This window comes from Sphingobacterium gobiense, from assembly GCF_002980575.1.
GTDB lineage: Bacteria > Bacteroidota > Bacteroidia > Sphingobacteriales > Sphingobacteriaceae > Sphingobacterium > Sphingobacterium gobiense.
In genome coordinates this window covers 579,958-594,296 of sequence record NZ_PVBS01000001.1, presented here as the reverse complement: position 1 = coordinate 594,296, position 14,339 = coordinate 579,958, and the positions used below count along the sequence as shown (strand labels likewise).

12 protein-coding genes are annotated in these 14,339 nt (G+C 44.3%); 6 read left to right on the top strand and 6 right to left on the bottom strand.

Translation table 11 applies throughout. The features are described from left to right. Positions 1-47 precede the first annotated feature (47 nt). A complete protein-coding gene (locus C5749_RS02585; protein ID WP_105722739.1) occupies positions 48-692 on the top strand; it encodes an MgtC/SapB family protein in 645 nt (214 codons plus the stop codon). 15 nt (positions 693-707) lie between these two features. Here the strand turns inward: C5749_RS02585 and C5749_RS02580 are convergent, their stop codons facing one another. Together C5749_RS02580 and C5749_RS02575 are read right to left on the bottom strand one after the other, a co-directional pair. Beyond that, positions 708-3,083: an endonuclease MutS2 gene (locus C5749_RS02580; RefSeq protein WP_105722737.1), complete on the bottom strand. Its 2,376-nt coding sequence runs from the start codon at positions 3,081-3,083 to the stop codon at positions 708-710. Positions 3,084-3,089: 6 nt separating this feature from the next. After that, positions 3,090-3,800 carry a DUF4296 domain-containing protein gene (locus tag C5749_RS02575; RefSeq protein WP_181151259.1) on the bottom strand — a complete coding sequence of 237 codons (711 nt, stop codon included), beginning with the start codon at positions 3,798-3,800 and terminating at the stop codon, positions 3,090-3,092. A gap of 81 nt (positions 3,801-3,881) precedes the next feature. On the opposite strand from C5749_RS02575, the gene C5749_RS02570 reads away from it, so the two are divergent. From C5749_RS02570 to C5749_RS02550, 5 genes are read left to right on the top strand one after another with little or no spacing between them, the layout of a single operon-like run. Next, positions 3,882-4,574, top strand: coding sequence for a YggS family pyridoxal phosphate-dependent enzyme (locus C5749_RS02570; RefSeq protein ID WP_105725144.1), 693 nt, complete (start codon positions 3,882-3,884; stop codon positions 4,572-4,574). A gap of 27 nt (positions 4,575-4,601) precedes the next feature. Then, on the top strand, positions 4,602-5,057 hold the full coding sequence (locus C5749_RS02565; protein ID WP_219847883.1) for a GNAT family N-acetyltransferase: 456 nt from the start codon (positions 4,602-4,604) through the stop codon (positions 5,055-5,057). Next, positions 5,054-5,872, top strand: a complete 819-nt coding sequence (locus tag C5749_RS02560; RefSeq protein ID WP_105722731.1) for a DUF3298 and DUF4163 domain-containing protein — start codon at positions 5,054-5,056, stop codon at positions 5,870-5,872. Before C5749_RS02565 ends, C5749_RS02560 begins: the two co-directional genes overlap by 4 nt. 7 nt (positions 5,873-5,879) lie before the next feature. Next, positions 5,880-7,151, top strand: a complete 1,272-nt coding sequence (locus C5749_RS02555; RefSeq protein WP_105722729.1) for an aspartate kinase — start codon at positions 5,880-5,882, stop codon at positions 7,149-7,151. Continuing rightward, positions 7,144-8,337, top strand: a complete 1,194-nt coding sequence (locus tag C5749_RS02550) for a THUMP-like domain-containing protein (RefSeq protein WP_105722727.1) — start codon at positions 7,144-7,146, stop codon at positions 8,335-8,337. Before C5749_RS02555 ends, C5749_RS02550 begins: the two co-directional genes overlap by 8 nt. A 132-nt stretch (positions 8,338-8,469) precedes the next feature. Here C5749_RS02550 and C5749_RS02545 read toward each other — a convergent pair whose 3' ends face one another. Genes C5749_RS02545 through C5749_RS02530 form a run of 4 tightly spaced genes read right to left on the bottom strand, consistent with a single transcriptional unit; the run spans position 8,470 to position 14,336 of the window. Further along, on the bottom strand, positions 8,470-9,543 hold the full coding sequence (locus C5749_RS02545; protein ID WP_146113664.1) for a PKD domain-containing protein: 1,074 nt from the start codon (positions 9,541-9,543) through the stop codon (positions 8,470-8,472). Positions 9,544-9,562: 19 nt separating this feature from the next. Continuing rightward, complete coding sequence (locus C5749_RS02540; RefSeq protein WP_105722722.1) at positions 9,563-10,936, bottom strand: discoidin domain-containing protein; 1,374 nt, start codon at positions 10,934-10,936, stop codon at positions 9,563-9,565. Between the two features lie 12 nt (positions 10,937-10,948). Then, positions 10,949-12,703 carry an alkaline phosphatase family protein gene (locus tag C5749_RS02535; RefSeq protein ID WP_105722720.1) on the bottom strand — a complete coding sequence of 585 codons (1,755 nt, stop codon included), beginning with the start codon at positions 12,701-12,703 and terminating at the stop codon, positions 10,949-10,951. Between the two features lie 13 nt (positions 12,704-12,716). After that, positions 12,717-14,336 carry a DUF5008 domain-containing protein gene (locus tag C5749_RS02530; RefSeq protein ID WP_105722718.1) on the bottom strand — a complete coding sequence of 540 codons (1,620 nt, stop codon included), beginning with the start codon at positions 14,334-14,336 and terminating at the stop codon, positions 12,717-12,719. Positions 14,337-14,339: the final 3 nt, after the last annotated feature.

The following is a 14,339-nucleotide window of genomic DNA, read 5'->3' as shown; positions in this document are numbered from 1 at the left end:
CTACTACCAGTACGAAATAACAATTAATTTACATTATCTATAACAATATGTTTGCGGGGTTAGAAGAGCTTCCTATCGAGAGTATATTGGTATCCATTTTGTGTGGAGCCGTCGTTGGCTTTGAACGTGAATTTAAAAATAAATCTGCGGGTTTCCGTACGATCATCCTTATTTGCTTAGGCTCCACCATCTTTACATTGACTTCCCGTATGGGCAATATTTCGGACGATCGTATCGCTGCCAATATTGTCACGGGGATTGGCTTCCTCGGCGCAGGTGTTATTTACCAAGGTAAGTTTACGGTACAGGGGTTGACAACGGCAGCGGTCATTTGGTCTATGGCGGGGGTAGGCATGATGATTGGCTTCGAGAATTACACCTTCGGCTTTATACTCACTTTTTGCATGGTGATTATCCTTTCGCTGTTTCAAAAAATCGAGAACCTACTTACCAACATCTATTTTGTACGGACCATCCATGTCACTTTTCAAAACATGGAAATATCGAATTTGGGAGAATTCGAAAACTTCATTAAAGAATTTAAAGTAAAGCCGCAACGCAAAGGCGTAGAAAAAAGCGGCGAACATCTTACCGTAGTCTACGAAATCGCAGGTACACAAAAAAATATCCGCCGTGCAAACGATGCCATCCTTGCCTTAGATTACGTATATTCATTCAATAATTTAGGCTAGCCAGCGTCCCTACTCTTACTGAATATGCGCATATGTAATACCGTCTCCACCGCGGTCAGCATGCTCGTCTTCAAAATGGGAAACATGGTTATATTTGCGTAAATAATCGCGAATGAATTTCCGAAGTATGCCATCCCCCCTGCCATGTAAGATTTTCAGCGTAGGGTAACCGATCATGACAGCGCGATCCAACACGGTCTCTAATTGACGTAGCGCATCTTCCGTCCGCATACCTCTGACGTCAAGTTCAGGTTGAAAATCTGCAGCGGATTCCGTGGCTATCGTTTTGTGTTTCTTTATCACTTTAGCTTTTTCCTTTCCTTGCAGTTTAACCACCTTATTTTTCTTGACAACCGTACGCAATTCGCCAAGCGCCAAAATCAGGTTATTACCTTTCGACACTTCGATCACTTGCGCCTCCGTATCAGCGTCAAGAATTTTCACCCAATCCCCTACCTTGATAGATTCATCCGGTTGCGCAGTCGTCACCTGTTTATCGACTGCCTTCTTCTCGGTATGTTTATCCACTTCATCATGCAAGCGACGTCTTATTTCCCTCGTTTTTTCTTTATCCGCCTGTACTGATTTAATCTCCGCAACCGTATTTTCGACCAGTTTATTAGCGTTCTTCAATATCTGGCGCGCTTCCTCCTTGGCTTCCCGGATAATCTGCTTTTTATTTTCTTCCAGATAACCCTGTAAGCCTTCATATTCGTTCTTTAGTTTTTCCAGCTCACGTTCCCGCATCACGATAGCTGCCTTCGTGTCGTAGATCTCCTTCTTATCGCGTTCCAAATCAACCAATAAGGTATCCACTTTTTTCTGACGAACACCTATTTTATCCTTAGCAGCATGTAAAATTTCCTTATGCAAACCAATTTTTTGCGCAATTTCAAAAGCATAAGAACTTCCCGGTTTTCCAACCTGCAGCACATACAACGGACGCATCTCCACATTATCAAAAAGCATGGAAGCATTTTCCAAACCCGCCGTATTGCTTGCGAATACTTTCAGGTTGGAGTAATGCGTTGTTATCACGCCGCGCACCTCTTTTTTATTCAGCGCTTCCAACACCGCCTCTGCTATGGGGCCTCCAAACAAGGGATCTGTTCCCGTACCGAACTCATCAATTAGCACCAGTGTCCGCGCGTTTGAAAACTCCGTAAAATGCTTCATTTTTGACAAATGGGCACTATACGTACTCAAGTCGCTTTCGATAGACTGGTCATCGCCTATATCGGCAAATATCTGTCGAAAAAAACCCACTTTAGAGGTATCTTCTGCCGGGATGAGTAATCCCGATTGCACCATAAGCTGCAACAAGCCAACGGTTTTCATGCAAACCGATTTACCCCCAGCATTCGGCCCGGACACTAAAATTACACGGTCTTCCTGATCTATCTTGATATTTAAAGGAACGACGGGCGGATGATTTTCTTTTCGCGCATTTAATAACAATAACGGATGCCGGACATTGACCAGATTAATCTCCGCCTCTTTTGACAGTTCTGGCATCTCCGCTTCGATGTCAATGGCAAACAACGCTTTCGCGCGAACAAAGTCGAGCTTGCTCAATAAGCCATGATACGCCAGCAGTAGCGGAACATGTGGACGCAGTTCGGTGGTTAGCTCCGTTAATATACGGATAACCTCCCGTCTGCGCTCAAAGGCTAAATCCCTTACTTTATTGTTAAGGTGAAAAACCTCTTCTGGCTCTATATAAGCTGTTTGTCCAGTAGCAGATTCGTCATGTATAAAGCCCTTCATCTTGCGCTTGTTTTCCGCAAGTATCGGAATACATAGGCGACCGTCCCGGATCGTTAAGTTCCCGTCCGCTGTCCAACCATTATTTTGTGCTTGCTTAAATACCTGATCAATACGCTTGCGCGCTTCTTGCTCACTCTTAAGTATTTGCTGTGTTAAATCCAATAACAGGCGAGAGGCGTTATCTTTCATTTTACCCCGGTCGTCAATCACCACTTCGATCTGCCGGATAATTTTCGTTTCAATCGGCAGATGTTCAAACAGCAACTCTAAGTGGACATACTGTCCGTTTCGTTCATTGAAGTAACGAATAATGGCATACACCGTACGCAATGAAAGCAAAATACGATGAAATTCCTCTTCTGCTAAAAAAGAGCCTTCTACACGCGCCTTTTCTGCCAGCGGTTTTATCGGATACAGGTGGTCTACAGGTAGCGGAGCATCGTTAATCAACAAATCCTTAAACTCCTGTGTTTGACGCAGAAATCTATCTATCTGTTCGAGCTTTACCTGAGGCTGGATTTTCTCCACCATCTCCTTTCCAGATTCACTCAAACATTTATCTTTAATCAGGTCTTTAATGTCAGTAAAGCCCAATTTATCTATTGCATTTTTCGGAAAAATCATAAAATCTTAATTTTCGAGCGGCTCCGCTTCTACTTTCGTCGGCACGGTTTTTAGCGTCGGTGTCGGCCGCACCCGCCGGGGTACAGTAGCCGGCTTCTGTTCGACAGCTATCTTATTCGAATCCACCTGAATCTTGGTCGGCGTCTCCAGATTCGATTCCTCTGTTGCAGATTCGTTCGGTACATCCGGTTGAATCGTGGGCTGATAAAGCTGAACCGCATAGAGCTCCGCGCCCGCCATAAATTCCTTTTGATGAACCCTATAGGTCAATGGTATTGTGTCCACTTGTACATCCAAAATCAATTTGCGCGCATCCTCTTTCAAACGTTCATATCGCCGTACCACCCGTATACTATCTGAAATCCGCGCATTTTTTAACGAATCCGTCCGGCGATAATCGTCCTCATAAGTATTTAACTTTTTCGTCACTTTCGTATACAATTCCTTTGAAACAATCGGATTACCCAAATAATAACTTATATTTTCTTTAAACGTAACCGAATCAATACCGTATTTTTCAAATATACCATCATACAACCCATCAATAACTTTACGGGTACTATCAACCTGCAACGTGTTCAGGTAACCATCCACCAGGTGTACATCGGTCATCAAGTCCACCATCGTTTTTTCCGAAAGAATGCCTTTCGGCTTCGATCGATCACAGGAAATCATCAAAAAAAACGACGACAATATAATAAGTATTAAGCGCTGCATTTCGTAAGTTTGTACAAAATTACAAAAAGGCATTCTAATAACCGCTTTTTTCAGTTTCCGAACGTTTGAAATTACAGCAAAATGAGTATTGCAACACATATTGAATCTTTAAAAATTGATCTAGAACCCATCGGCGTTAGCCTTGTTGCCGTTTCCAAAACAAAATCTAATGATGAAATCAGGGAAGCTTATGCCGCAGGACAGCGCGTATTCGGTGAAAACATGGTACAGGAAATGGTCGAAAAGTATGAAGCCTTACCCAAAGACATTGAATGGCATCTTATTGGCCACTTGCAGACAAATAAAGTAAAATATATCGTTCCTTTTGTATCCATGATACAGTCCGTTGATTCTTTAAAAGTTTTAAATGAGATCAACAAACACGCTTCTAAGCACAACCGTGTCATTGACTGTCTCCTACAGATACATATTGCAGACGAAGAAACCAAATTTGGTTTCGATCACGCCGAGCTCATCGAAATGCTGCGCAGTGAAGACTATCAGCACATGCAGCACGTACGGATCCGGGGCCTCATGGGAATCGCCACAAACACCGAAAACGAAAAAGTGATCAAGGAAGAGTTTTATGAACTAAAGATGTTGTTTGACGGGATCAAAGTGAGCTTTTTCCGTAAAGATGATGCGTTTGACACCCTGTCTATGGGCATGTCGTCAGACTACAGTCTGGCCATAGAGAAAGGCGCCAATATGGTCAGGCTGGGAAGCACTATTTTCGGCAAACGTGTCATTAAACATTATAAAAACAACGATTAAGAGCGAATCGCATCCAAATAAATACAAATGGTAACGATTAGAAAGGCAAAACAAACAGATTGTCCGGCGATGATGGCATTGATCCAAGAATTAGCTGTTTATGAAAAAGCACCAGACGCCGTGACGGTTTCGATGGAAGAATTTGTGGAAAGCGGATTTGGCTCCTTACCCGTTTGGGGAGCATTTGTAGCAGAACGTCATGGAGAAATTATAGGCCTGTCACTCTTCTATATCCGCTATTCAACATGGAAAGGTAGGCGCTTATACCTGGAAGATCTTATCGTAACAGAAAACGAACGAGGCAATGGTATCGGAAAAAAATTACTAGACCAGACGATAACCTACGCTAAAGAACAAAATTATAGCGGCATGCTGTGGCAGGTGCTGGACTGGAATCAGCCAGCCATCAATTTCTATAAAAAATACCAAGCCGACTTTGATGGGGAATGGCTTAACGTAACCTTAAATTTTAGCGATAGATGAAAAGAAAACTGCTATTTAGTATGGGATTGGTTGCCACCTTATCGGCCTATAATTGCGTCAATAGAAATACATCACAGGAAGATACATCTGCAGTACAAAACAGCCTTGCGCCTGTGACCGATACATTGGATTACCACATGGAGGCTTTCAAGGAAATCAGCCCCTATTTCTCCGCCGACGGAACGGCTTTGGATACCACCTATTATGCCGCACGTTATCCTGTGTTCTCTGCTGCGATTGATACATTGGTCCGCGAAGCCATCTTTGTCGATGGCGAACATACCCCCAGCCAAGTAGCAGAAAGCTTTCTCGGTGGATTTAATGAATATGCGGAAGAGCAAATAAATAGCGACCAGCCGAGCTTCCACGCCTGGTTTAGAAACCAAGATTGCGAAGTCGTTTTGAATGTGCCGGGCTTTCTCACCCTAAAGAACGCCATCAGTGAATATACGGGAGGCGCCCACGGCATAGAAATCGAAATCTGGTCTAACTACGACATCCAAAATAGAAGTAAGCTTGCCTTAACCGATCTTTTTCAAGACACACTTGCTTTGCGTCAAATTGTAGAGCATCATTTCAAAAAACAGGAACAATTAAGCGATACCAGTTCTTACGGGAGTGCTTATTTCTTTGAAGACGAAACTTTTACGCTGGCAGAGAACTTTGGTCTGACCCGGGCAGGGCTTTTGTTTCACTATAACCCGTACGAAATCAAATCCTATGCGGAGGGCCCCACAACGCTGATTGTTCCCTATCATGCATTGACGGACGTCATGACAGACAAAGGCAAGCGGTTGTTAAAAGCTATAAAATAAACGTTTAATGCAAGTATTTAAATTTGGCGGAGCATCAGTAAAGGATGCGGACAGCATACGCAATGTAGCACATATTATCAAAAAATATAAGACCAGCGAACTGCTCGTCGTGGTTTCTGCACTCGGCAAAACTACCAATGCGCTGACCGACGTAACCCAACATTTCGTTGACCAAACCGGACAAGCATTCGATCTATTGGAAAACGTAAAGAATGCACATCAGCAAATTCTAACCGATCTTTTCGGCATGTCGCCTCATCCTATATTTGATGAAATTGCCAATTGCTTCGTCGAAATTGAATGGATACTGGAAGAAGAACCACAAGATTCATACGACTACCTACATGACCAAATTGTCTCCACCGGCGAGATGGTTTCCTCCAAAATCTTAGCTGCTTACTGTGCTCATACCGGTTTACCCATTAAATGGCTAGACGCGCGTGACTATATCTTTACAGACAATACGTATCAGGAAGCGGAAGTCGATTGGCAAAAAACAGAAGAGAAAATCCGCAGGGAACTACCTGTCCTCCTTGACGAGCAAATCCTTATCACGCAAGGTTTCATCGGCTCCACTTCGGAAAATTTCACGACAACATTGGGCCGTGAAGGTTCCGACTATTCCGCAGCCATATTCGCTGCCTGCCTTCAGGCCGATGATGTCACCATTTGGAAAGATGTACCCGGCGTACTCAATGCAGACCCCAAATGGTTCAACCCAACAGAACTTATTCCAGAACTGTCGTATACCGATGCCATTGAGCTTACCTATTACGGAGCAACGGTTATTCACCCGAAAACCATCAAGCCGTTACAGAATAAGAAAATCGCCCTAAATGTACGTTCTTTCGTACATCCCGAAGCACCGGGAACACTTATCCGCACTACGAATAACGGCCTACTTATTCCGTCCTTTATTTTTAAGGTCAATCAAGTTTTTGTGAGTATACAACCACGCGACTTTTCCTTTATTGTAGAGGATAATCTGAGCCATATCTTCAACCTATTCCATAGCCATCGCATCAAAATCAATATGATGCATAACAGTGCCATCAGCTTCTGCGTCAGTATCGACGATACCGGAGCTAATGTAGACACCTTATTGGAAGAACTCGAAAAACGCTATAAGGTCAGTGTCGAAAAAGGCTTGGAACTTATTACCATCCGCTATTTCAATCAAGAAACCATCGACCGCGTACTCGTAAATAAAAAAATAATTCGGGAACTTAAAGACAGCTATACCTGTCAGTTATTAGTTAAGGAGTTAAAGGTTGAATAATACCGTTTTATCATCGGAGGTCCAGGATTTTATCCGGCAGCATGCCCTCGAGGATGCCAGTAGCATCGCTTTGAAGAAAAGTCCTTTTACACAGGTATCGTCATCGGAGCTTGCCCAACAGATACACGGCTTGCAAAAAGTAAGTAAGAAGATCCCCGATTGGACAGAGCAAAACAAAGCACTATATTTTCCCGAGAAATTGAATCTGGAACAGTGTTCCTCAGCCGGAACCGGAAAGTTCAAAGCTTCGCTCCTCTCGCCGGACAGTACCGTATTAGACTTAACGGGTGGATTTGGCGTAGACAGCTATTATTTTGCCCAACAAGCAAAAAGGGTAACACACAGCGAAATCAACCCGGAATTGTCACAAATCGTAGCGTATAACCTTAACGCCTTAGGCATTGACAATGTGCAATGCCACGCCGGAGACGGCATTGCTTTTTTGGCTTCGTCCAACAAACGGTATGATTACATTTACATCGATCCATCCCGCAGGGTAAAAAACCAAAAGGTTTTCCGGTTGGAAGATTGCGAACCCAACATCCTTGCCTATCAGGAATTATTTTTCCAACATTCGAATAAGGTCATCACCAAGTTAGCTCCCCTGCTCGACATCTCAGGTGCGTTAAATGCATTGCCGCATGTCAAAGATATTTATGTGGTGAGCATCGAAAACGACTGCAAGGAACTGCTATTTGTCCAAGAGAAATCCTTTCAGGGTGTACCTAGCATTCATGCTGTACGCCTAGCGTCGGATGAACCACAAATATTTTCGTTTAACTATACACAGGAAAAGGAATCGGAACCAATATTCGGCGAACCGTTAGGCTTTCTATACGATCCGGATGTGGCGATAACCAAAGCCGGCGCTTTCAAATCTGTAGCGACCACTTTCGGCTTGCAGAAACTGCATCAGCACAGCCATCTGTATACCAGCGACGAGCTCCTCGCGGAACTTCCCGGACGCATCTTTCAAATACAACAGGTCATTCCGTTTTCCGTCTTTAAAAAGAACGTTGATATTACAAAAGCGAATATCGTCGCCAAAAATTTTCCATTGAAAGTGGAAGAGATCCGAAAGAAGTTCAAAATTAAAGATGGCGGGGAAGAGTATTTGTACTTTACGACGCTATTTGATGATCGGCTTGTGGTTGTGTATGGAAGGCGGGTTGTTCTTGCTCGGTAGGATCGAAAATTAGTTCAGGTTGAAACGTAACCATTCCACCGTCCGATCTTCGCATCGTAGAACCTAGCCCCGTAATCTATAAGCTGCACATACCAATGTATGTGCAGCTTTTTTATTGTTAAAATCTTACCTCTATTGCGGCAACTGTAGCATCCTAAATTCGGACATCTGGAACAGGTTTCCAGATCCTACCGCGCTCACCTGCAGACGATAATAATGGTAGGGAGTCGTGTTATCGAAGAGATACGTATAGGTTGCCCGACGCCCATTGTTGTTAGCACCACCCGTAGTAGGGAAAGTGATCTCATTTTGTGTATCGAGCGTTACCCAATTCTCCCCATCATTTGACGCCAATAGCTCCCAATTCCTTGGATCGCGGCCCGGAGCATCGTTTCCCGTAGTCATGGTATAGGCGTTGATTACCTGTGGTTCGATATATTCAAACTGCCAGTGAAATGGACCTCCTATGAGATGGATATCGAATATTAAAAACTTCGAGGTGATGCTGTTATCAATGAGTTTTAACGATCCTTCACCCGCCTCTTTACCGCCGCTATTTTCGTGGGATACCGTGAAGGTATTGTTATGATTCGTCAGATCAGTGACGATCCCTACATCTGTTAGGGTCATGTCTAACCTGGTTTTTGAACCTTTTGGAGTCGTCAATTCCACATAAGCTTCGGCAAATTGGCCCGCCGCTAATTCTAAGGAGAGAACGTCCTCTTGTGATACAAAAAAATAGGTTCCGTCAGGCTGTTTAACAAACCATTCCGATTGTGCCACATCTATACCGGTTTGATAGGACACTTGAAGCTCGTCTCCAGAGCGTGCTGCAATAAGTTGCACGAGATTGCTCGGCGAGATGGTAATAATCTCTTCACGCTGTGCCCAAAAGCCTTCTTCGTTAAGAGTGACCAACTTGACATTGAATATTCCTGTTTTAATAAATGTGTGGATAGGCGACACATCGGCCGACGTGCTGTCGTCACCAAATGCCCAACGGCTTTCTGACAGATTTGTCGAGCTGTTGGTAAATTGAATGGTGAAGGGATCGGTTGGATCCTGGGTACCATACGAGAACGAAGCTGTAGGCTTGGGCAAGACCCCATCACCACCGTCTTCATCCATACCTCCAGTTTCTTGTTTTTCACAGGAAGCGAAGCCAACTGCGATGGCCAAAATCATATATAAAAATTTCCTTGTCATAATCATCGTGTTAAATTCGTTAGGGTATTCTAATCATTCGCCATTCGGACATCTGAAACAGGGCGACCCCCCCAACAATAGACGTAATATTTAATCTGTAGTGGGTATAAGCTGCTGCAAACTCGACATCAAATCGACGTGTCATCAGTCGTGAAGCAAAAACTTCACCGCTTCGTGTGTCGATTGTTGTCCAATTCACCCCATCGTTAGATGCTTCCAAGTGCCATCCATTAGGATCCCTTCTGTTATCATCATTTCCAGACGTAAAGGTATAGGCACCTATTTTTTGTGGCTCATCAAAGACCATGATACATTGCAAGTCTCCAACGAAATTCGATTGCAGAAATTTGCTGGAGAAATTGCCATCGACCAATTTTTTTGAACCTTCATTGCCATCCGGTCCGCTATTATTGTCCCGATTGACCGAGAACTCACCCATATCAGTTACATCGACTTCAATGACATTTTCACTGTCAATCAGTATCGTTGTAAAGTTTCTCTCGGTGTCCAATACGTGTAAGGTAGGATTCTCCAACCGTATAAACAGGGCCAATTTCTTTCCGATATTGTCATTAATGACATGCCACGGCACGCTGACCTCGAAGCGGACCTCACTGGTGTTGCTCGGGAAATTCACCCGCGGATTAATCGTAAAGTCATCCTCCTGCAAAGCAATTGTATTGGCTGGTAATATTCCATCCATAATCATTTTGGCAATAGTATCTGTATCTGTCAGGACATCAACCGTGAATGGGTTACCTGGAAAACTGGCTAAGTTTGCCATCAGCGGAATAGTCATTCCTCCGGAGGAGCTTTCGTAATTTTGCCTGTTACGGGCTTCGATAACTGCACCACCGGTACGAAACGAAATGTAATGAATATCTTCGGCCGTGAGGACCTCTCGGGTATCAAAAATAATGATCCCGGTGTTCTGTTGATTATTAATCAAGTTCTCCTTTCCTGCGTTCTGCAATGAATAGCCTATGGCCAATTTTTTACCAAAATGCTGCTCAACCTCTGTGCGAGCCACCACGATATTAAACTGTGCGGCTTCCGATCCAAACTTGAACTTGGCTACATTGTCAATCATAATGGATGCTGCAGACAAAGCCGTCACATCGGCCAACTCACCTGCTTCAATCAACTTGACCACCGTATCCTGATTAACGGACAGAGGGACTTCAAATGCTTTGCCGGCCGCACCATTGAGCACGATGCTTACTGGAATGATCAAAGACTCATTCGTCTTCAAGATCGTACCCGTAGTCGCCCCGGCAGATATCTCTACGGCTTTATTCTCTTGATGATCAAATTCTTCCAAATCAGCATCACTACAGGCTCCAAAGCTCAGCAATAACACTAGTATTCCTCCAAAATTTACTATCCTTTTCATACATTATTAAGGTTATTTATCCAACCATACACGTCCATCCAATTGCCAGCTCAATTGACGAGGTATCTTTAACCAGCTTATGATCTGCGCCGTAACATCATAAGTCCGGGGTACTAACTGTCCCAGCTGTTCGGTGGATGGCGCGCAAATGTAATCATTGAGCAAGGTCGTGCCATAGTCTTCGCCTCCTGTCTTGAGGTGAAGCCCCAAAGGCCCATCATCCATTAAAAATCCGTCCGAAGCCCCGCCGATCATTGGCCAATAGCCCGCTACATTGGCGTAATAAGGATGGTTAGGATCTACGCCGATTTCACAGCTATACTGCTGTACCATATCTTCGGGCAGCGCAATGTTCCAGAATTTGACATCGGCCATATATACATCCGAACGCCATCCAGAGCCAGTTTCCGATGTCGGCACCAGTCCGATGCGTAAACGCGCATCGCTATCCAGATTCCCCCAATCTGTGATATCTCCCTCACGATTGAATACACCATTGGTATATAATCGGACAAAACGTCTACCATCTCTGTGCAGACCAACAATGGTAAGGGCATTCCAACTGGCGTCGTTCATGCGTTGGTGCTGATCGGCCTTAACCTCTCCTGTACCTTGGTCTCCCCGGGCATTGAAGATCCAGAAATCATCGGCCAAGTGGATGACCCAACCATACATACCTGACTGTCCTTCACTACCCCAGTTACCTTGCCAAGCAATTTTTTTACCGATTAAGGACGCGTAGTTAAACCGCCAATTGTTATTAGGACCCCTGTTTTTCTTGACTTTTAGCTCGATCGTAAAATCCTTGCTCGACCCCAAGTCAAAAAGATCATTATCTTCTGTCTGTAACTCCCCATATTTCCCCTCATTGAATCGCAAAAACTCTCCAGACATGCGGTTTCCGATATAGGGTTTATCAATAAATTTAGAGCCATAGACCGGTGAATACATAATGGTAAAGGTATTCAACGCTGGATTACTGAATACGGTGTTGTCATCCTGGTCTGGAGGAATGGTAAATGTCCCACCTTGACTGGACGTGATTACCACCAACCAGTTCTCTTGCTGAAAGTTCTCTCGTTTTTCCAATGCTTGCACAATCTCACCTACCTGTTCATCGAAGGTCTCAATCGCCTGACGGTATGCAGGAAAGGAAAGGTCAAAACCACTTTCTAAACCGGCCTTGCTTATAGCCTCGAAGTGTGCCGCGATCATGGTCTTATCTTCCACGCCTAAACTAGCAATTACTTTATTCTTCACATCTTCATCTTGGGATGCCAGACTGGTTTCAGTATGTTCGCCGTAATTATCTAAGAAAGCCTGATTGGGACTGATCAAATCGATCTTTGAGGATTCGTCAAAATTAACGATCCGACTGAAAATAGAAGGATATGTCTCCAATTTATTATTCGAAAAATCATTGTCCACGACACCATGCTTTCTATAATTGACACCGGTAATCAGATCCGTCCAATTGACGGCGACACTAAGCGCATTCTCTTCGCTCAAGCTTGACCAGGTGTGTATAGATTTAGGGAGTAAGCTATTCATGTTAGGAATATCCGCATCGCGTACCGATTGACCTCTAGCCCCATCGACAACCAGCAACAACACCTTTGGCGAACCATATACGACATCGACTTCTTCTTCTTCTCCATCCTTCGGGATTACCTTGGTAAAGTCCTCATTGCACTGACTAAAAACGCCTACCGCTAAGAATATCAGGCCCCAAAGCCTTACGTTTTTCAATTGTGTATTTCTTTTCATAATCTTCCAAATATTATTCAATAATCACCCTAAATATATTCGACACATCCTTATTGTCAAATTTGGACAGGTTCCAACCAAAAAACAGCAAAGCCCGTTTATTGTCCTCGGATCGGGTCTCTATAATTTGGTTTACCCCTCCCAGTAGTTGTCCAGTTGCATTCAATAATGGATCTGCCAGATTACCATCCGGATTCAGGATCATAAATCGGTTTCGGGTGACATTTCCATACGTCAGGAAGGTTCCTGCCACCGCAATCAGCCCGTCATCTAATTGTTTGGCGTAGGTAGGGAGTCCATTCAGGAAAGTCTGCGCCTGGAAGGTCTCGTCCAAAGTACCGTCATCATTGAGCAGAGCCAACCGCATAGCTGGTTTACCATTGTACGTCCGGAAGGATCCCACAGCGACATATTTATTGGTCACAGCGTTGTATGTCATATTGGTAATATAAAGATCGGCTCCCGATCCTCCGGGGTTAAATGTTTCATCAATTGTGCCATTGGCATTCAGTCGGGTCACATAACCTACTTCCTTTCCGTCAAAACGATTGAACCAACCGTGCACCAAAATTTTGCCTTGGTGAGGTCCCGATTCGTGTAACAACGTCCCGATATCTCCATTTCCTCCTGCGAAAGGGATATCCCCATTAAAGCGGAAGGTCTTATCCAGCGTGCCGTCCAGATTCAAACGCGCGACATGACGTATCTCCACACTATCGAGTATAACCGAATCACGCGTTTCTAACCTATTGGGCTGATCATACCGTCTACTGACATAGTACCTGAAATTACCGGTTGCGATTAGCTTATTTTCTTGGGGATAAAGATGTGATATGGCTGAGTTGAACCCTCCGTTGAATGCAGGGACATATTTTAAGGTATCCGACTGATCCGGTCTCCGGAAAGGATGCACACCGACGGTGTCTACATCGCCATGCAAATGGATGCGGGTGATATTAGATATATTATCTCTTTTCTGTCCAAATGCCGAAAAGCCGCCGGATAGGTAATAATGATTGCCAATATGTACGATACTATTTAGGGAACCATTGGCGCCTTGACCGGTACGGAAACTCACGTCATAGATCCCATTGGAGAATGTCCGGGCAATCCGATTGATCGGCCGTACCAGTCCTCTTCGGTTGTAATCCGTAAAATTGCCGACGTAGATCACTTTACCGTCGTTGGTCAGTAACCGTCCGTTCACCGACCCATTGGCCCCCGCAATGGCTTCCCAGGTAGGGTCGATACGCACCTTTCCATTGACCGTAAACTCTGGACCAAAAATAATGACATCATCCACCGTAATTGACGTCACGCCTGTACTGGCATAGGGTGGGACCTTTACCTCGACTTCATCTCCGTTGACACGCACAATCTCCGCTTCCTGCCCGTTGAACTTAAAGACGGCCTTATCCAGGTATTCATTTAATCCATTGGCCTTAAGTTTTATAATGGATCCAATATCACCAACATTGGGTGAAGGTACCTGCGCAGGATCAAATGTAATCCCCAGCGGCGGTTTTCCTTCTCCGTAAGGCTCAGAGAAAAATGTCGTTTCCTTATTACATCCGCCCAGCATAATGGATAAACACAGGATGCCTAAAATATATCTTGTTCGTAAATTTTTCATACG

Coding starts and splice junctions, on each gene's coding strand:
- C5749_RS02585 (WP_105722739.1), top strand. CDS start 48: ATGTTTGCGGGGTTAGAAGAGCTTCCTATCGAGAGTATATTGGTATCC.
- C5749_RS02580 (WP_105722737.1), bottom strand. CDS start 3,083: ATGATTTTTCCGAAAAATGCAATAGATAAATTGGGCTTTACTGACATT.
- C5749_RS02575 (WP_181151259.1), bottom strand. CDS start 3,800: ATGCAGCGCTTAATACTTATTATATTGTCGTCGTTTTTTTTGATGATT.
- C5749_RS02570 (WP_105725144.1), top strand. CDS start 3,882: ATGAGTATTGCAACACATATTGAATCTTTAAAAATTGATCTAGAACCC.
- C5749_RS02565 (WP_219847883.1), top strand. CDS start 4,602: ATGGTAACGATTAGAAAGGCAAAACAAACAGATTGTCCGGCGATGATG.
- C5749_RS02560 (WP_105722731.1), top strand. CDS start 5,054: ATGAAAAGAAAACTGCTATTTAGTATGGGATTGGTTGCCACCTTATCG.
- C5749_RS02555 (WP_105722729.1), top strand. CDS start 5,880: ATGCAAGTATTTAAATTTGGCGGAGCATCAGTAAAGGATGCGGACAGC.
- C5749_RS02545 (WP_146113664.1), bottom strand. CDS start 9,543: ATGACAAGGAAATTTTTATATATGATTTTGGCCATCGCAGTTGGCTTC.
- C5749_RS02540 (WP_105722722.1), bottom strand. CDS start 10,936: ATGAAAAGGATAGTAAATTTTGGAGGAATACTAGTGTTATTGCTGAGC.
- C5749_RS02535 (WP_105722720.1), bottom strand. CDS start 12,703: ATGAAAAGAAATACACAATTGAAAAACGTAAGGCTTTGGGGCCTGATA.
- C5749_RS02530 (WP_105722718.1), bottom strand. CDS start 14,336: ATGAAAAATTTACGAACAAGATATATTTTAGGCATCCTGTGTTTATCC.